The 17,214-nt window shown below is 46.5% G+C and carries 14 protein-coding genes; 7 read left to right on the top strand and 7 right to left on the bottom strand.

Going from position 1 to position 17,214, the window contains the following annotated elements:
- Positions 1–15: 15 nt before the first annotated feature.
- Positions 16–867 carry an SDR family oxidoreductase gene (locus tag NC796_RS00880; protein ID WP_310681260.1) on the bottom strand — a complete coding sequence of 284 codons (852 nt, stop codon included), beginning with the start codon at positions 865–867 and terminating at the stop codon, positions 16–18.
- A gap of 142 nt (positions 868–1,009) precedes the next feature.
- On the opposite strand from NC796_RS00880, the gene NC796_RS00875 reads away from it, so the two are divergent.
- From NC796_RS00875 to NC796_RS00865, 3 genes are read left to right on the top strand one after another with little or no spacing between them, the layout of a single operon-like run.
- Positions 1,010–1,384 carry a co-chaperone GroES family protein gene (locus tag NC796_RS00875; RefSeq protein ID WP_310681259.1) on the top strand — a complete coding sequence of 125 codons (375 nt, stop codon included), beginning with the start codon at positions 1,010–1,012 and terminating at the stop codon, positions 1,382–1,384.
- 40 nt (positions 1,385–1,424) lie between these two features.
- Positions 1,425–2,321, top strand: coding sequence for an MBL fold metallo-hydrolase (locus tag NC796_RS00870; protein ID WP_310681258.1), 897 nt, complete (start codon positions 1,425–1,427; stop codon positions 2,319–2,321).
- A 17-nt stretch (positions 2,322–2,338) separates the two neighbouring features.
- The gene (locus tag NC796_RS00865) at positions 2,339–2,524 is read left to right on the top strand and encodes a hypothetical protein (protein WP_310681257.1); all 186 of its coding nucleotides are present in this window, start codon (positions 2,339–2,341) and stop codon (positions 2,522–2,524) included.
- A gap of 165 nt (positions 2,525–2,689) precedes the next feature.
- Here NC796_RS00865 and NC796_RS00860 read toward each other — a convergent pair whose 3' ends face one another.
- Positions 2,690–3,316 carry an ABC transporter ATP-binding protein gene (locus NC796_RS00860; protein ID WP_310681256.1) on the bottom strand — a complete coding sequence of 209 codons (627 nt, stop codon included), beginning with the start codon at positions 3,314–3,316 and terminating at the stop codon, positions 2,690–2,692.
- A gap of 383 nt (positions 3,317–3,699) precedes the next feature.
- On the opposite strand from NC796_RS00860, the gene NC796_RS00855 reads away from it, so the two are divergent.
- From NC796_RS00855 to NC796_RS00845, 3 genes are all read left to right on the top strand, one after another.
- The gene (locus tag NC796_RS00855) at positions 3,700–5,313 is read left to right on the top strand and encodes a hypothetical protein (protein WP_310681255.1); all 1,614 of its coding nucleotides are present in this window, start codon (positions 3,700–3,702) and stop codon (positions 5,311–5,313) included.
- A gap of 13 nt (positions 5,314–5,326) precedes the next feature.
- The gene (locus NC796_RS00850) at positions 5,327–6,877 is read left to right on the top strand and encodes an acyl-CoA carboxylase subunit beta (protein ID WP_310681254.1); all 1,551 of its coding nucleotides are present in this window, start codon (positions 5,327–5,329) and stop codon (positions 6,875–6,877) included.
- Between the two features lie 905 nt (positions 6,878–7,782).
- Positions 7,783–9,183: a replication-associated recombination protein A gene (locus tag NC796_RS00845; protein ID WP_310681253.1), complete on the top strand. Its 1,401-nt coding sequence runs from the start codon at positions 7,783–7,785 to the stop codon at positions 9,181–9,183.
- A gap of 38 nt (positions 9,184–9,221) precedes the next feature.
- On the opposite strand, the gene NC796_RS00840 is transcribed toward NC796_RS00845, so the two are convergent.
- Complete coding sequence (locus tag NC796_RS00840) at positions 9,222–10,661, bottom strand: ammonium transporter (RefSeq protein ID WP_310681252.1); 1,440 nt, start codon at positions 10,659–10,661, stop codon at positions 9,222–9,224.
- A gap of 202 nt (positions 10,662–10,863) precedes the next feature.
- Between NC796_RS00840 and NC796_RS00835 the strand changes: the two genes are divergently transcribed.
- Complete coding sequence (locus NC796_RS00835) at positions 10,864–11,439, top strand: NAD(P)H-dependent oxidoreductase (protein ID WP_310681251.1); 576 nt, start codon at positions 10,864–10,866, stop codon at positions 11,437–11,439.
- Positions 11,440–11,523: 84 nt separating this feature from the next.
- On the opposite strand, the gene NC796_RS00830 is transcribed toward NC796_RS00835, so the two are convergent.
- The 4 genes from NC796_RS00830 to NC796_RS00815 form a co-directional block, all read right to left on the bottom strand.
- Positions 11,524–12,225: a response regulator transcription factor gene (locus NC796_RS00830; RefSeq protein ID WP_310681250.1), complete on the bottom strand. Its 702-nt coding sequence runs from the start codon at positions 12,223–12,225 to the stop codon at positions 11,524–11,526.
- A complete protein-coding gene (locus tag NC796_RS00825; protein WP_310681249.1) occupies positions 12,218–13,918 on the bottom strand; it encodes a HAMP domain-containing sensor histidine kinase in 1,701 nt (566 codons plus the stop codon). The genes NC796_RS00830 and NC796_RS00825 overlap by 8 nt, the downstream gene beginning before the upstream one ends.
- A gap of 141 nt (positions 13,919–14,059) precedes the next feature.
- The gene (locus tag NC796_RS00820; protein ID WP_310681248.1) at positions 14,060–16,099 is read right to left on the bottom strand and encodes a M1 family metallopeptidase; all 2,040 of its coding nucleotides are present in this window, start codon (positions 16,097–16,099) and stop codon (positions 14,060–14,062) included.
- 82 nt (positions 16,100–16,181) lie between these two features.
- Positions 16,182–16,562 (bottom strand): response regulator, encoded by a 381-nt coding sequence (locus tag NC796_RS00815; RefSeq protein ID WP_310681247.1) that lies wholly within the window; start codon positions 16,560–16,562, stop codon positions 16,182–16,184.
- Positions 16,563–17,214 lie beyond the last annotated feature (652 nt).

Genomic DNA, 17,214 nt, shown 5'->3' with positions numbered 1-17,214 from the left:
ATTTCAGGAATGATATCACCCTAATCCGGTCAGATTTTCACTGACTTTCCAAAGTTGCTCCGTCAGCGTGTCGTCAAAAGCGATATCAGCGGGAGCAATTTCTTTTTTATTCTTGAAATACCGGCCACTGATATCCTTTACTTCTTCCGATGTGGCAAGATAGACCGATGTTTTCGCACCTCCTGCAGGGGATTGCATAAACGGTTTTCCAAGCATGAACAACAGGTACATACCCCAGCTTGCTTCGCTGGTAAGGCGTGAATGCACTACCCCCGGATGCAGGGCATTTACCGTGATTTCCGTATCGGCAGTCCGTTTTGCCAGCTCCTGGGTGAACATAATATTGCAGAGCTTAGAGAGCCCGTACGCTTTCATCGGGCTGAAATTTTTCTTTAGCTGCAGGTCAGTAATGTCAAAGACACGAGCGGCCGTGCGATGTGCTTCCGATGAGACATTTACCACACGGGCACTTGGAGCTGCTTTCAGCGGATCCAGTAACAGGTTGGTGAGCAGGAAAGGAGCCAGGTAATTTACTGCAAACGTAGTCTCGATCCCGTCCGGAGTTTCTTGCCGCTCTGAGGCAATCATCCCGGCATTGTTAATAAACACATCAAGCGCATCGAACTTCTCCCGGAACTCCTCTGCCGCCCGGCGAATATCATGTTGCAACGACAGGTCAGCCAGCAGAATCTCAACTCCGGTATGGCCCGTGTCCGTAATAATTTCTTCTCGCGCAGCTTCCGCCTTTTCCTCATTACGGCATAACATTATTACGAAAGCACCTTTCTTAGCAAGCTCTTTGGTCGTTTCTTTGCCAATTCCGGAATTTGCACCGGTAACCATGCACACTTTATTCGACATGTCCATAAAAAGCATCTATATTCGCATTCAACATTTTACCTGTAAATAAAACGTTATGTTATCTGCAGATGATAGCGTACGGTTTGTAAACGAAAATAGTTCATAACAGGTTTAAAGTAGATAAATCTAAGCAATAACAGAAAGTAACATGATTCAGGATTATCTTAATTCGGTAGATAATTTTATTGTCGTTGGCGACCGGGTGCTCATTAAGCCCCGTGACATGGAAGCACGTACCAAAAGTGGACTTGTTTTGCCCGCCACGGTGCAGGAAAAAGAGGAAATCCAAAGTGGATATGTCATCAAAACGGGGCCGGGCTACCCGATACCTTCCCAAGAGCTGGATGAACCATGGAAAGACAACAGTGAAACCCGCTATATCGGGATGCAGGCTGCAGAAGGAGACCTTGCAATCTATCTGCAAAGCCAGGCACACGAAATAGAGTTCGAAAATGAGGAGTATATTATCGTGCCGCACGGGGCTATTCTGCTGTTGATCAGGGAAGGTCACGAAGTTCGTTAAAACCTAGTCTTAAATGTAATTTTCACAAAACCACCGCCATATGGATCGCCGTCAATTTCTTACACGTTCGTCACTGGCTGCAGTTGGAGCAGCCCTGCCTTTTCAAAAACTCTGGGCCGCCGACAATTTCGCCGGTACCTTTAATGACCTGCGTCGCAATGTTGGCTATTTTACGGAAAGAGGGGGCACGATAGGGTGGCTGGCAACGGATGATGTACTGGTTGTGGTCGACTCCCAGTTCCCTGAGACGGCTAAGAACTGCCTGGCTGGTCTGCAAAAGCGCACTTCCCATGGTCTGGACCTCCTCATCAACACCCACCATCACGGCGATCATACAGGTGGGAACCCCGTGTTCAAAGGGAAAGCCAAGCAGATGGTAGCTCACCGGAATGTGCCTAAACTCATGAAGCAGAACAGTGAGGACAGTGAAACTGATGCCGGCTATCCAGGCACACTGTTTTCGGATTCCTGGGAAATGGAATTGGGCGGAGAAACGATCCATGTGGCTCACTACGGGCCGGCTCACACCAGCGGTGATGCGATCATTTATTTTGAGAATGCCAATATCGCTCACATGGGTGACCTCGTATTCAACCGGATGAATCCCTATACCGACCGGCCGGCCGGTGCCTCCATCCACAACTGGATTACGGTTCTGGAAACGGCCATGGATGAGTACCCATCGGATGCAATCTATATTTTTGGTCACGGGCACCCCGAGTTCGGTGTCACCGGCAATCGAGATGATGTAGCCGTTATGCGTGATTATCTGGCTGCCATGGTTGAATACGTTGAAGACGGTATAGCGGCAGACCGCCCAAAAGAAGAGATTGTTAACCTGCAAAAGCTGGACGCTTTTCCCCAGTTTCAGTACGCCGACTGGTGGACCTTGTCTCAAAATCTTGAAGTGGTCTATGCAGAAGCGAAGGAGATGTAAAACTACACAGCGATTACATGCAGAAGAAAGAATCTGAAATCCAAGAGTTGAATCAGAAAAATAGCAGTGCTGGTGAGCCGCGCCAGTGCATTTACTGCGGGGCAGAGGCACCCTTGGTTTGGGTACACGGGCATGGTCAATGTGCAAAATGCGGCATCAATGTGGAAGAATGTTGCCGTGGTGAGCAGTGTAATTTGGACTAGTGATATGTCAAGCCTGGAATTTCGGGCTTTTCCTGACAGAACGCAGATGACACCGATTCGAAAGGATATCCTCAGATGTATAATATCATCAGCGAAAATCCATAGAATCCGCGTTATCCGTGTTCTATCTAACCCGAAGCAGTAATGTTGACACGACACTAGTTGCTAGTTAGGGCCGCCGTTTACCGAAAAAACACGATCGGCCAGGGCCAGCTCATCGGGATTGTTAGACGCCAGAAGAACCATTTTTTCCCCTTCCCTGAAGTTCCTCAAAATATCACGAATGGCGTTTCGACCTTGCTCGTCGAGGTTGGCCCCCGGCTCATCGAGAAAGAGGATGGAGGGATTGTAACTGAGCATGCACGCCAGCCGTGCTCGCTGTTGTTGTCCTGTCGAAAGATCTCCAAAATATTTGTCCCGGAGATCGGAAAGCTTGAGCCTGCACCATAGCTCATTCCTGGCAGAATCCTCAATCGTTTTCTTACGCAGCTGCAGGATCAAATCCATGTTTTCCTTGACTGTAAGCTCGTGGTAGAGGTTGATATATGGGGCAATGTAACCAAGATGCGCTTTCAAATTGTTTGGGTTAAGTCTGGATTCATCTCGTTTCCAGGTTATATCACCCTGTGTCGGGCGAACCAGTCCCGCCAGGCACTTCAGCAGGGTAGATTTTCCCGACCCGTTAGGCCCGCCAATGCCCATCACACCGGTGCCAAACGAAAAGGAGATATCCCTCAACACTTTCGTTGCACCAAACTGTTTGTATAAACTATCAACTTCCAGGGAAAACATGGGTCAAAGGTAACAAGGGTGAAATAAATCACAAATCATAAATTCAACGTGATTGTTTACCCTCCTGTTTTCGGAATCTATGTAAAGAATTAATCAATATAACGCGTTGAGCGGTTCTGTTGGAACTTTTGGCTTTATAACTCAACCGCTAATCGCGTTCAAAATATCTGAATATAAGGTTTTTCCATTTGGAGCGTTGTTTAAAAAGATGCTGATTTATGTATTAGCATAATTTTTGAACAGTATAATTGGCGCAGCTGGTAATTTGAAAATTATGATTTATAATTTGCTGATTGTGATTTACCTTGGTTTGTGGTAAAAATCGTTGTATGGTGAACAAGGTTGTGTAGCCTGCACTGAGACTATATATTCAAACTTGATTTATGGAACGAATAATTAAGCATATAACAGAGCGATTAGTTGATCAGCTACCGGATGAGAGGGGAACGTACAAGCTTAGTGATCTGCAGCAGAGTGGATTTCCAAGATTTGTAATTAAGCGCATCCAGGTGGAATTACGTCGGAATTTGGCGGAATCTATCATCCTTCCTGAAACAGAGTGGGCTGACATGCAGTCCGAGACTGTACGGGAGGCTTGGGATCAGTTTGTGAGCGCGATCAGGGCCCAGGCACGTCTGCCCAAAAGCTATACTGCGCCGGTCGTGGAAACAGCTATCAGTGATATTATGGATATACTGGTGCAGCCGCGCAAGAACCTCCCGGATGTAATCTTCGGGGCTTCTGATGTATTGGGATATTATGATGTGATAGACCGAATGGATGCCATCGTGGTGTATCCTCATTTTGCCACTCTCATTCCACGTTATATGGAAAAAAGGGGCCTGAATGAACTTAGTAAGGAAAAATGTTCCCAGATCATACTACAGGCTGATCAGAAGCTGACAGCACGATACTCTCCGCTGAATTGGGCCCAGATGCTGGAACCACTCTTTATCCTTCTGGATGAACAGATCGACTCTAGTTTGCTTCGGCTTTTCTTTGAAGACAAGAAGATGATGCGGGTGGCCCGGCGCTTTGACATAATGAACGAAACACTGAATCGTTCTGAATTCATTGAAGTCCTCTCCTCACCCGACCTGCCGGCAGAAGATGATGAACAGAATGAATTGTTTGATCAAGCTCCACAATCTCCTCAAGAGAACCCCTATTCAAACAGTTGGGAGGGACTTAAAAAGACGGTTGAAGGCGATGAAACAGAGATTACCCAAGTTGGCAGTGAAGGAGAGGAAACAGAAGATCAAATATCTGGTCTGAATGTACTCTACAGTGGAGAAGAGGAAGCCGAAACAGATGAACATGAAGAGGTTGAAGTAGAAGAGGAAGAAACCGATGGTGCACTAAATGAATTTTTTTCAGATGAACCGGTAGAGGATGACACTGCAGATACGACCGAATTTGTGGCTGATGAAGAGGAGATTGAAATAGAGACTTCCGCGAAAGAGGAGTCTGTGGCTGAAAGTGAAGATAACGCGGAAGAGGCAGAAGAACAGTTTGAAGAGGAAGTTGAGGAGGAGGCTGACGAAGTTGAAGAAGTTCCGGAATCTCCACTAAACGAGGAGTCGAAAACCCCGGAAGAAACGGGTGAAAATGAGCCGATATGGAAACGGTTTGTAAGTCCTGATGAAGAGGAGCAAGTGGAACAGGAAACACTGGTGGGAGGATATGACGAGCCGGGGGAAGAGGAACCGTTAATCGATCTGACCCAGGAAGATCAAAATGAGGAGGAGTATGAGCGCCTGGTAAAGCTGCTCCATGATGACAGGGAGTGGTTTATTGAAGAGATATTTCGGGGCGCGGATGAAGCGTACGATGAAGCGCTGCGGGAGATAGTGTCAAAGGACGATTGGCCAAGAGCCAGTCAATATATCGAGAAGGAAGTGTTCAGGCGGAATATGGTGGATATGTATTCTGAGGCGGCGGTCGACTTTACGGACCGGCTCCAGAGCTACTTCATAGAAATTACGGAATCTAACTAGCCAACGGGATCTGATGGGTAAACAAGAGAAAGTTGAGGAGCTTAAACAAAAGCGAAGGGAAGCGTTACAGGGAGGAGGCGAAAGGAGGATTCAAAAGCAGCACGACAAGGGTAAGCTGACCGCCCGCGAGCGACTTGACCTGTTGCTGGATGATGATTCTTTTGAAGAAATCGATGCTTTTGTGACCCACCGAAGTTCCGACTTTGGTCTTGATGAAAAAAAGTTTCCGGGTGATGGTGTTGTGACGGGGCAGGGTAAAATTAAGGGCCGCCCGGTGTACGTATTCAGCCAGGACTTCACCGTGTTTGGGGGTTCACTTTCCGAAACGCATGCTGAGAAGATTTGCAAGATAATGGACCTTGCGATGAAGAATGGCATCCCCCTGATCGGTCTGAACGATTCCGGTGGTGCACGCATACAGGAGGGAGTTTCATCGCTCGGCGGCTATGCAGAAGTGTTTTGGCGTAACAGCATGGCATCCGGCGTAATCCCGCAAATTTCGGCCGTCATGGGACCCTGTGCCGGAGGCGCGGTTTACAGCCCGGCACTTACCGATTTTGTTTTTATGGTGAAGAACACCAGTTACATGTTTGTCACTGGTCCGAATGTTGTTAAAACGGTAACGCATGAGGAGGTTAGCTCTGAGGAGCTCGGCGGAGCGAGCACACACAGCACGAAGTCGGGCGTAGCTCACTTTGCTGAAGAGAACGATGCCATCTGCCTGCAGAACATCCGCCGGCTGATGGATTATGTGCCCCTCAACTGTGAGGAGAAACCACCTGGGAGGGATCCGAAAGATCCCGATCCTGCCAAAGCAAAGAAACTCGATGGGATTGTCCCCGACAACCCAAACAAGCCTTACGATATCAAGAATGTGATAACGGGCATCGTGGACCGCGACTCGTTTATGGAGGTTCATGAGCATTATGCCGACAACATCGTCGTTGGGTTTGCTCATCTCGATGGGCGCAGCATTGGCGTTGTGGCAAACCAGCCGCTCTCCCTGGCTGGTGTGCTTGATATCGATGCTTCTGTGAAGGGCGCGCGCTTCGTTCGTTTTTGCGATGCCTTCAATATTCCACTGCTTGTGTTTGAGGATGTGCCGGGATTTCTGCCGGGCACCGACCAGGAGTGGGGCGGCATCATAAAACACGGCGCGAAGCTGTTGTATGCATTCTGCGAGGCGACCGTGCCCAAGATGACCGTTATCACACGCAAAGGATATGGCGGAGCGTATGACGTGATGAACTCGAAACATATCCGTGCTGACTTCAACGTGGCATGGCCTACTGCAGAAATTGCCGTGATGGGGCCCAAAGGAGCGGTGGAAATTATCTTTCGCAAGGAGATCGAAAATGCCGACGACCCGGAGGCCAAGGAGCAGGAGTTGGTTGATTACTATAAAGAACAGTTTGCTCACCCCTACAAAGCCGCCGAGCGCGGTTATCTTGATGATGTGATCCTTCCAAACGAAACCCGGCAGCGGTTAATAAAAGCGATGGAGTTTTCAGAGAATAAAGTCGATTCCATACCCCAGAAAAAACACGATAACCTTCCCCTTTAGGAGTTAAAAATTAAGAATGAAGAATTTGGAATTGGGATCACACATATCTGGTTCCAATCGACCGGTCAATCCTCCTGTCCTTCACACCAGTGGGCGGACAGGCTCTTCTCCAAGAGCCTGCACCTACTGCTGTCGGTGAGGAACTCTTGGATTACGATCTTGCTCGGGATGCCATAAAGACACTTTTGAAGTCCCTCTCCGAAGGTATTTGGGACAGGCTTTGGAGCCGTGACCGACTACTGGCGGTAGAGGGATTTAGCTTGCTCAGCGAAGCCTTGGCAAAGTTGAGGGAGATTGATATTACCATAATTATTAAGCCACCCATTTCCTGGTTTGGACTTTTTGGACAGCCTCGTAGAGTTACTAGCCTGGTATTTCCAATGCCAGGGGACAGAAACCAAGGCCATTTCATTGTAAAGCTCTGTTACTTTTTTATGAAACTTGTGTAATAATACACTCAGTTAAGACCTTACCACTACGTTGCTCGTAGCTTACTACTCGAAGTGTCGGTAGTAGACTACTCCAATTGACGTAGTGGGCCACTACTTGTTTCGTACTAGACTACTACGCGCTTCGGAGAGGACTACTACGAGCAACGGAATAGTCTACTACATACGTCGGAGTAGTCTACTACGGGAGACGGAGCAGACTACTCCATGACACAGAGTAGTCTAGTACTTGAACCGCCCCGGGTCCTAAAAAGCAGAGAGTAAATAGGGGCTAATTTATCCAATTTTCGTGTAGCCAAGGTTCTTTCTCTGTAGCACTTTGTGACTCTTTGTGCAACTCTGTGTAATAGTTCCATTTCATCACAGTGATCTACACTTTAAAAAACTTAATTTTGAGCCGAGAAAAGCTTAGATTTTACGCATTGTCACGCGTGAATAATTTTATCTTCGCTCTACATGAATCTCTTTGAAGAAGAAAAAGAAACCAGCCCTGACACCGGGAAGAAGCAATCTGTGGTGAATCCTCATGAGCCACTGGCCACTCGGATGCGTCCCCACTCTCTGGATGAATTTGTGGGTCAGGATCATATCGTGGGAGAGGGGAAAATGCTACGTCGCATGATTGAGAGCGGTGTTATCGGCTCACTAATTTTTTACGGTCCCCCCAGCTCAGGGAAAACCACCCTGGCTCATGTGATTTCACGGGAGATCAACGCCAAGTTTGAAGTCCTCAATGCGGTGTTGGATGGCATCAAAGATCTGCGGCAGGTGGTGGAGCACGCCCAGAAAATTCAGCAGATGAACGGGAAGAAGACGATTCTCTTTGTCGATGAGATCCATCGCTGGAACAAAGCCCAGCAGGATGCCCTGCTGCCTCATCTGGAGTCGGGCGTCATTACGTTGATCGGTGCAACGACCGAAAATCCGTACTACTCGCTCGTAAATCCGCTGCTTTCTCGGTGCCAGCTTTTCGAGCTCTATGACCTGCAGGTAAAGCATGTTAAAACAATGATCGACCGGGCCCTGACGGACAAGGAGCGTGGGCTTGGAAATAAGAAGGTGGTAGTCACTGATGACGCAAAGAACCACCTGGCCGATTATGCTGGGGGAGACATCCGAAATGCATTGAACGCCCTTGAAGTGGCAGTGCTTTCCAGTGACCGCGACGAGGAGGGTAAGATCCATATCGACCTTGAGATCGCCAAAGAGTGCATCCAGAAGCGCAATGTGCGATACCAGGGAACAGGGGATGAGCATTACCACTATGCCTCGGCGTTTATTAAGTCGATGCGCGGCTCCGATCCCGATGCTGCTCTTTACTGGATGGTGTCAATGCTGGAAGGGGGGGATGATCCCAACTTTATTTTCCGCAGAATGCTGATCTTGGCTTCTGAAGATGTAGGCATGGCCGATCCCCACGCGCTATCGATGGTTAATTCAGCTCACGAGGCATTTACGAAATGTGGAATGCCCGAGGGAATGTATTTTTTGGCCCATGCCTGTATCTATCTTTCACTGGCTCCCAAAAGCAACAGTACCGGGGCCATATTTTCAGTACAAAGCGAAATAAAAAACCGTGGCACAAAAGGGGTGCCTCCACACCTTAAGGATAAAACGGCCAACTCCAAAGAGGCCCGTTATCTTGATAAAAAGAACGCCTCAGATGATTACCGGTATCCCCACTCTTATTCCAACAACTGGACAGAGCAACAGTACCTGCCGGATGATTTAGAAGGCAGTGGTTGGTATGAGCCGGGTAATATCGGAAGAGAAGGAAAGCTTTGGCAGCGGTTGGAAAAGATCAGGGAAAAGGTAAGAGAAGATCGAAGAGGTGGGAAGCAGGACCGGGAAGGGTAGCCGGCCCTGCTATGGGGGAAATTACCAGCTCCCGGGAATTAAGAGCTGGTGTTTTCTATATCAACGGAAAGGATGGGATTGTTGATAAAACTCATTTCCTGTTCAGCGTCGAGATCCATCATTTCACGGGCATCATTTACACCGAAGAAGTCTGGGTAGGCACGCATGCCGTGCTCATATTTGTCCAACCCGTTCAGCTCTTCCTCGGGACTCACACGCAGACCGTGAAAGACCTCAATTGTTTTGAACACCAGGAATGCTGTGACGACAGTCCATGCAAAGACTACAATCGTGCCCAGCACCTGTACTAAAAGTTGAGTTGCAGATCCACCAAAGAACAAGCCTGAGAAGGTTGAAAAAGGCGCCTGGGCAAACAAGGCTACAGCAATAGTTCCCCACACACCTGCCAAACCGTGTACTGGAATTGCTCCTACGGGATCGTCGATTTTCATTTTTTCAAGAAGACTGCTTCCATAGATCATGATTACTCCACCGATGGCACCGATAATCAAGGCCGAAGCCGGTGATACAACCGCGCAACCAGCCGTAATAGCAACTAGTCCTGCCAGTGCACCATTGAGGGTGTAACCCAGATCGGGTTTGCCAAGCTTTAACCAGGCAACCCCCATCGCTGCTACGGCTCCACCTGCAGCGGCAAGGTTTGTGGTTACGGCAATGCGTGCCATAGACAGATCCGCACCGAGTGTACTACCGGGATTAAATCCAAACCAGCCTAACCACAGAATGAAAACACCAAGTGTTCCAAGTGCCATACTGTGCCCGGCAATCTTCTTGGGTTTTCCATTTACAAAACGTCCGATACGCGGTCCCAGCATCATGGTTCCCACAAGTCCAGCCCAAGCGCCAACGCTGTGCACCACGGTGGATCCGGCAAAGTCATAGAATCCGAGATCGGCCAGCCAGCCACCACCCCAGATCCAGTGTCCAACAACAGGATATATAAAGGCAGTGATAAAAACGGTATAGATGATATATGCCGTAAATTTGGTTCGTTCAGCAACAGCCCCAGAAACAATAGTTGCAGCGGTAGCGGCAAACACGGCCTGGAAAAACCAGTTGGCATACATCCAGGCATCGAGCTCGCCGTCAGGGGTGATAGCGTCAGAAAGGAAAAAATTTGAAGTTCCAAATAGTCCAAACATATCCGTGCCATACATGATGGCAAATCCACAGATCCAGAAGAAGATGGTACCAAGTCCAAAGTCCATCAGATTCTTCATCATTATGTTTGCTACATTTTTAGCCCGGGTAAATCCAGTTTCAACCAGTGCGAATCCTGCCTGCATAAAGAATACCAAAAAACCGGCTACCATAATCCAGAGCAGATCTACAAAAGTTTTATCATTTGAAGCTTCTATAGTTTCCTGTACCAGGATGTCGGCTGGATTGGCCAAGAGCAAACCAGGTAACCCGGCGAACAGAAGTAAAAGGATTATTATTTTTGATGATTTTGGCATTTACTTAAAATAATTAGGTATCGATTGATTTTCGAAGAATATAATAAGGTAAATAAATAAAATTGCAAAATTATTTTAGTAAAATATTTTTATTAGACTTATCAATTGAGGTGCTCATTAAGAAAATGTTAAATAATTAAGATGGAATTATTTTCATTTGAATTTGGTATACTTTTTTTCAGCATAATCAGATTAGGTAGCAATGATTGAGCTCAATATTATTAGTGGCACAGATCGTCCAAATTCCAATGCATTACGGGTATCAAAATACCTCAAGGAGAAGTACCAAGAACATTCGGATGTTATCCCCGAAATAATTGATTTGCGCAATTTTCCGTTGCAGGAGGTTAGTGGCGGTCCCTATGGGAAAAAACTTGAAGAAGTTGACAATTTTACTCAGCGTTTTTTGGATGCCGACGGGCTCTGTGTGGTTGTTCCGGAATACAACGGGGGGTACCCGGGGATTCTGAAGCTTATGATTGATTATCTTCCGTATCCCAGTGGGCTGGAAAAGAAGCCGGTCTGTTTTGTGGGTGAGGCGGATGGAGCTTTTGGAGCGCTACGGGCAGTAGAGCAACTGCAGCAGGTCTTCAGCTACCGGAATGCATATATCTTTCCCGAACGTGTTCATATACCCAGGGTTAACAATAATTTTGATGAACGGGAAGGGATCAAAGATTCATTTCAGCAACAATTGCTGGAAAACCAGATCCATAATTTTGTTGAGTACATTTCTAACCTGAAAGGTGAAGGTGCCCTTGAGGAGCTGAATGATTGAGCGATCAGGAGTTGATTATTCATTTTATTTAAATATCACCCTTCAAACTCCATTCCCCAATCCTTCAATCCTTCAATCACTCAATCACTCAATTTTAAGCATATATCCCACCCCGTGGAGGGTCACCAGGTATCGCGGATCATCGGGATGCTCTTCAATCTTGGAACGCAGCTTTGAGATGTGCACATCTACTGTCCGCGTGTTTGTGCTGTGCTCATATCGCCATACATTTTCCAGCAGCGCATCGCGGGAGACGGGTTCATTTGCATGGGCTGCAAGATAGCGAATCAGTTCAACTTCTCTTGTGGTAAGCTCGTTTTCCTCTTCCGGGTGTATCGCCTTTGCATTTTTAAGATCGATCGTTACCGGATCCAGCTCCAGGTCATTGATTGGCTTGGCTTTTGAATAGGTCTCCGATCGCCGGAGGCGGGCCTGGATGCGTGCGAGCAGCTCCTTTACCCCAAATGGCTTGGTCATGTAATCGTCTGCCCCAATGTTAAGCCCGGTCACTTTATCAATCTCCTGGTCGCGGGCCGTGAGAATGATAATGGGGAATGTATAGGTCATATTGCGGACTTTTTTGCAGACTTCATAACCGCTCATGCCGGGTAGCATAAGGTCAAGCAGCATTAAATCCGGATTTTCCTTTTTTACGATTTCAATCGCCTGTTCGCCCTCCTCAGCTATAAACACTTCATACCCTTCATTCTCAAGAGTATCTTGCAAGGTGAATATAAGGCTGGGCTCGTCTTCTACAATTACAATTTTTTTGGGATTATCAGACATACTGAGGTTGATCTTCCTTTTTGGGGTTTTGCTGAGATAATTCGTCTGCCGTCTTGGTAGTGTTTTTTTGGGTATGACCAGCTATAATAGGAAATTTTACAATAAACCGGGATCCACTTCCCATCTCACTTTTAACCTGGATTTGTCCTCCATTCAACTCAACAAGGTTTTTTACAATGGAGAGACCTAATCCGTGGCCCTTGCTCTGGGCTGTTAGTGAATCCTCTACCCTGTAAAATTTTTCAAAAATGTGTTTGGTTGCATTATTAGGAATGCCAATTCCCCGGTCTATAATGGACAATGTGACCTGGGAGTTTTGGTTGATTACTCTTATTCCCAGGTATTTTTCTTCTTCACTATATTTTATTGCATTCTCAACTAGGTTGCCAATAATGGTATTGAAGCTATCTGTGTCAATCATAACGGGCGGCAGGGGCTCCTCAATGTCAACATCCAGGGTAAATCCTTTACTATCGATATAATTCCGATGATTTTCGATATACCTTTCCACAAGATGGCGCAGATTCGCCGCCTTGGGTTCAATGATTGATTGACCTGCATCAGCTTTGGCCACATCCAGCAGTTTCTCGATCATGCGTTTCAAGCGAAGGGCTTCACTGTGGATATGTCGTCCATACGATTTAAGACGCTCCCTGTTGTCAACACGTCCATCGGCCAGGTTTTCTCCTGCCGCCTGCATTACAGCGAGCGGAGTTTTGAGTTCATGGGTCACATTTGCCAGGAAGCCCGCCTGCCGTTCAGCAAGGGCTCGTTCTTTTTGGGCAGTCACAAATATAAACCCTATAGCCCCCAGCAGAATTATCACTGCGCCACAAAGGACCACAAAATTCTTGATCAGGGAGGCTTTGGAAGCGGCAATAGTGGGACTTTCAGTAAATGCAACTTTCAATATCCAGTTTCCGAAAAAATCCGGAAATCGCTGCTTGTACTGTATTTTACCATCGTGATAGGTGCGGGAATGGTCACTACTGGCCACCGTTTCATCCTTCGTCCAATCACGCAACCATACGACTACCCCACTGGAGTCCGGTTTGCCAAAACGGTTTACCAGCTCTTTTTGAAGATAATCATTCACTAGGTAGTCTTGGTCAATCAACATGGTCAGATACCCAAACACTTGTTGCTCACTGAGGTTGATAAGTGCCAGGGTCATGCTGTAATGGGAATCAAAAATGGCCTTATTGTTATACCGGTATTCGTTGACCAATACCTTCATCCTGGTGCGGGCGATTCCCATCCCGTCACAGACAAACTCTGAATAGTTATCGGTGGGTGTGAATTTGTGTTCGGCTTTGTCATACCTCAGCAAACTGGCCTTTTTTTGACAAGCCCGGCATTCGTGGGTTTTAAAATAGATGTCCGTAAAAATTGAATCAGAAGCTGCCTGCTCAATAAACTTTTTAAATTCCTGCGGGAATTGACCTGTCTGCTCAAACTCTTGCTGAATATGTTCAATCTCAAGCTTACCTACACCGCGATAGGGAGCATAGAAACGGTGGTGAATCTTATCACTAAATTCCGATATCTGAAGCTTTTTATTTTCAAGATCAGACTGAATGGTAGTTTGATGTAATCGATAAAGAGAAAATACATTCATAGCCGTTAGGCCAAGAATGGCTAAAATGGCCGTACCCAGTAAAACCCACCGCAATGAAAGGTATTTCTTTAACATAAGCGAACGTTTTGAAAAATAAAGTAACGTCTATATTTATCAAATGTAAACAAATTATTTCATCATAGAATATTTTGAGAGAAAAAAAGAGGGACATTTTAACAATGCCCCTCTGCTAACGCTGTTTATATAATCGAAATTTTATTTCTTCCAGGAATTATTGGCCCTGTTGACATCCGGGAATTTATAATCGGGATCGATCTGGACTTCAGTTACCGGGGAATCCGTATTGATGAGCAGTTCAGCAGAAGTCGCCCCATCAAGCCACGTTTCCACATCAATAGTTCGGGTCAGGGTGTTTCCATTGCTCAATGTAATGGCAACGGTCGCCGGAAGAGGAATTTGTCCCTTATCTTCAATGATAATTTTGGTGCCGTTACCCGTTTCCGATACCTCCCCAACAGCCTGGTCCAGGATCCAGGTTTCGTAATAGAAGCTGCGCCAGAACCAGTCCAGGTCTCTTCCGCTAACCGCCTCAAAAATATTGAACAGGTCCCAGGGGTACGGGTGCTTGTATTTCCACTCGTCAAGGAATGTGCGATACGCTTTGTTGAATGTCTCCTCTCCAAGCAGCTCGCGCAATATTACGAGGCCGGTTCCCGGTTTGGGATAAGAGGCAACACCGAAAGCGGGTCCGGGATAGTGATAGTCGGACCAGCGCATAATCGGGCCTTCCAGATAGCTGCCGGCAATGTTGCCATAGGAGTTAAATTCATTGATTTCGGGGTTGCCGGACTCGGGAAAGTAATCCTTGCGCGCCTGATTTTCGTTAAACGTTGTCGTCCCTTCATCAATCCAGCTAAACCGCCGCTCATTGGTGCTCACAATCATGGGCACCCACATGTGGGCAAATTCATGTGCTATTACGTAATAGAGACTCTCCTGCGGCTGGTAGTTATATGGGCCAATCAGCGTAATCATCGGGAACTCCATACCTCCTCCAATGATGCCGCCACCTTCGACCGAGGTCATGTGCTGCCAGGGATAACTCATGCCGGTATACTCCGATAAAAACGTAATCGAATGCTGGGCATATTCTACCGCCTTATCCCATTTTGGCGCCGAAAGCCGGTAAACTGCGTCCACAAATGTGTAGTCCTCCTGGCCATCCTCATCGCGATCTCCCACAGAAGCCCGGGCTCCTTCCCAAACCGATTGCTTGGTTGCACTGAAAGCAAAGTCTTTGATGTTCTCGGCCTGGAATGACCAGGTCATTTTACCACTGTCAGATGTTTTTGTAATACTTCCAAAGTCACTACTGTCTACAATGGATACAACTTCGTCACTGGACTGGGCTTCATTGTAGCGTTTCGCTATGGATGACGTCAGCACCTCTCCGGCGTTCTGCAGTGTCCCGGTAGAGGTGACAAGCCACTGCTCAGGAGCAGAGATGTTCACTTCGTAATCACCGAATTCGTGATAAAATTCTGCATTATTTTTAAACCGGTCGGTAAACCACCCGAACACATCGTCATACACAGATATCTGCGGGTACCAGTAAGCGATAAAAAACAGGTTGTCATTACTGTAGCCCATTCTGCCGCCGGCTCCCTGTTGTGGCACAGTAAAGGACCATTCAATCTCAATATTTTCAGTGGTATTCGGACCAATGGCAGATGGAGTAGCGATAAACATGCGAGTGCCATCAATATAATAGCCCCGTTGTCCCTGCATGGTGATCTCTTTTAGCTCGCGACCGCCAACGGTTACATTTTCAATATTAAGACCACCGGTTACTTCCACCGTTTCTTTGCGTGGTACTCCTTCTGCATGCACATTTTGAGCGAGTTCCAGCACAATGGCGTTTAGTGAGTCGGGTGAATTATTGTGATAGGTGATGCGACCCTGAGCAGCAACTCTTTTCTGATCGGGAATCAACTCCACATCCATGGAATAGTCTACCCTCTGCTGCCAGTAATTTTCTCCGGGTGTTCCCATCGGGGTTCGCGTTCCCCGGCGAACTGAGCGCTTGTATGGATAAGGAATCTCAAAACCTATTGAATTGGGCACCGGACGGTCGAGTTCATAAGGTGAAGTAGTATCACCGGTTGCAGACTGCCGGGCCTGTTCGGATGTTGCAGTATCGGACTGATCGCTACTGGGTTGAACGGTGGCACAGCCAACCGTGAATACAAGTAATGCGATACAGTAGGAGAGAGGTTTTTTAGGAGATAATATCATCGTAAATATAAATCAGATCTGGATTTTAGATTTAATAGGAACAGAAAGAAGAGATGAAAAGTTTATTTTAAAACGTGGGCAATTAGCTGACTTTGTTGAAATGTTTTTCAACTGATTTTTTCAGGTCGTCAAATTCAATTGGCTTTGTAAGGTAATCCAGGTAATTCGTTTCTTTGGCACGCTCAACATGATAGGGATCGGAGTTCCCCGTAATGTAGATGACAGGCACATCAGAAAACTTTCGAATTTCCAGCATTGCATCGATACCATCGATATCCCCTTCAAGCGATATATCCATGATAATGAGATCAGGGTCAATATTTTTTGCTGCCTCTATTGCCGTTTTTCCGTACACCAATTCCCCCTCTGTCTGAAAGTCAAGCCGCTCAAGATAACTTTCATAAAGTAAGTTTAGAATAAGATCATCTTCAACAATGAGAACTTTCTTCTGTTTATTTCCCATACAGAGCTAAATCAATTTTTAATTCGACTGATAAGATAGTAAGAAGATTATTTTTGTCAATTTAAATTTGACAAAAATCCAGCATATCGCACAAAAATAGCGATTTTACATAAAAACTCGTAGTTGACCCCGAAAGTATTTCAATTTAAATCATTATTTCTATCTCTGAGTAACCCGCCATTCCAAGGTAAGCAGTGAAAGAATAGCTACTTACGGCAAATATAAATTAACTTCCGCTATATGACACTATGTTTTATTTGTGGGATGCAGTCTGAGTTGGGTTTTCTGGGTTAAAAAAACTGATATTCTTACCCTGTTGTAGTGCGTCTCCTGATACAGAACGAGTTTGCGCCGATGCACTGCTGATTCTTAGTTACAGTCAGAATTTGTATGCAATGCAGGTTCCACTTGATTAACCACTAAATTGTCTATGGAAGTAGAATGATCGAGTTCATGCCCAGAAGCTGAAGAGCTGACCAGTGCAAAAACACCGATAAAGACAAAGAAAAATACGATATATGAAGTGCGGGAATATGAATCGTAAAGCATTCTCTTGTTTAACTAGTTCCTGTTTACCATGCTTGCTCTTTGGGTATTATTTTCCCGGCATTCGAAGTTCGGAAATCTCTTCCCAGCAGGAATCTCTCCAGCA

Source organism: Aliifodinibius sp. S!AR15-10 (genome assembly GCF_031569985.1).
Classification (GTDB): Bacteria; Bacteroidota; Rhodothermia; order Balneolales; family Balneolaceae; genus JAMQKA01.
The sequence above is the reverse complement of the archived record's forward strand: the minus strand, read 5'-3'. Positions and strand labels throughout refer to the sequence as shown.

Excerpts from the sequence above, each read along its gene's own strand:
- NC796_RS00835 (WP_310681251.1), top strand. The coding sequence starts at position 10,864 with ATGATTGAGCTCAATATTATTAGTGGCACAGATCGTCCAAATTCCAAT.
- NC796_RS00820 (WP_310681248.1), bottom strand. The coding sequence starts at position 16,099 with ATGATATTATCTCCTAAAAAACCTCTCTCCTACTGTATCGCATTACTT.
- NC796_RS00845 (WP_310681253.1), top strand. The coding sequence starts at position 7,783 with ATGAATCTCTTTGAAGAAGAAAAAGAAACCAGCCCTGACACCGGGAAG.
- NC796_RS00860 (WP_310681256.1), bottom strand. The coding sequence starts at position 3,316 with ATGTTTTCCCTGGAAGTTGATAGTTTATACAAACAGTTTGGTGCAACG.
- NC796_RS00815 (WP_310681247.1), bottom strand. The coding sequence starts at position 16,562 with ATGGGAAATAAACAGAAGAAAGTTCTCATTGTTGAAGATGATCTTATT.
- NC796_RS00850 (WP_310681254.1), top strand. The coding sequence starts at position 5,327 with ATGGGTAAACAAGAGAAAGTTGAGGAGCTTAAACAAAAGCGAAGGGAA.
- NC796_RS00870 (WP_310681258.1), top strand. The coding sequence starts at position 1,425 with ATGGATCGCCGTCAATTTCTTACACGTTCGTCACTGGCTGCAGTTGGA.
- NC796_RS00840 (WP_310681252.1), bottom strand. The coding sequence starts at position 10,661 with ATGCCAAAATCATCAAAAATAATAATCCTTTTACTTCTGTTCGCCGGG.
- NC796_RS00855 (WP_310681255.1), top strand. The coding sequence starts at position 3,700 with ATGGAACGAATAATTAAGCATATAACAGAGCGATTAGTTGATCAGCTA.
- NC796_RS00825 (WP_310681249.1), bottom strand. The coding sequence starts at position 13,918 with ATGTTAAAGAAATACCTTTCATTGCGGTGGGTTTTACTGGGTACGGCC.
- NC796_RS00880 (WP_310681260.1), bottom strand. The coding sequence starts at position 867 with ATGGACATGTCGAATAAAGTGTGCATGGTTACCGGTGCAAATTCCGGA.
- NC796_RS00830 (WP_310681250.1), bottom strand. The coding sequence starts at position 12,225 with ATGTCTGATAATCCCAAAAAAATTGTAATTGTAGAAGACGAGCCCAGC.
- NC796_RS00865 (WP_310681257.1), top strand. The coding sequence starts at position 2,339 with ATGCAGAAGAAAGAATCTGAAATCCAAGAGTTGAATCAGAAAAATAGC.
- NC796_RS00875 (WP_310681259.1), top strand. The coding sequence starts at position 1,010 with ATGATTCAGGATTATCTTAATTCGGTAGATAATTTTATTGTCGTTGGC.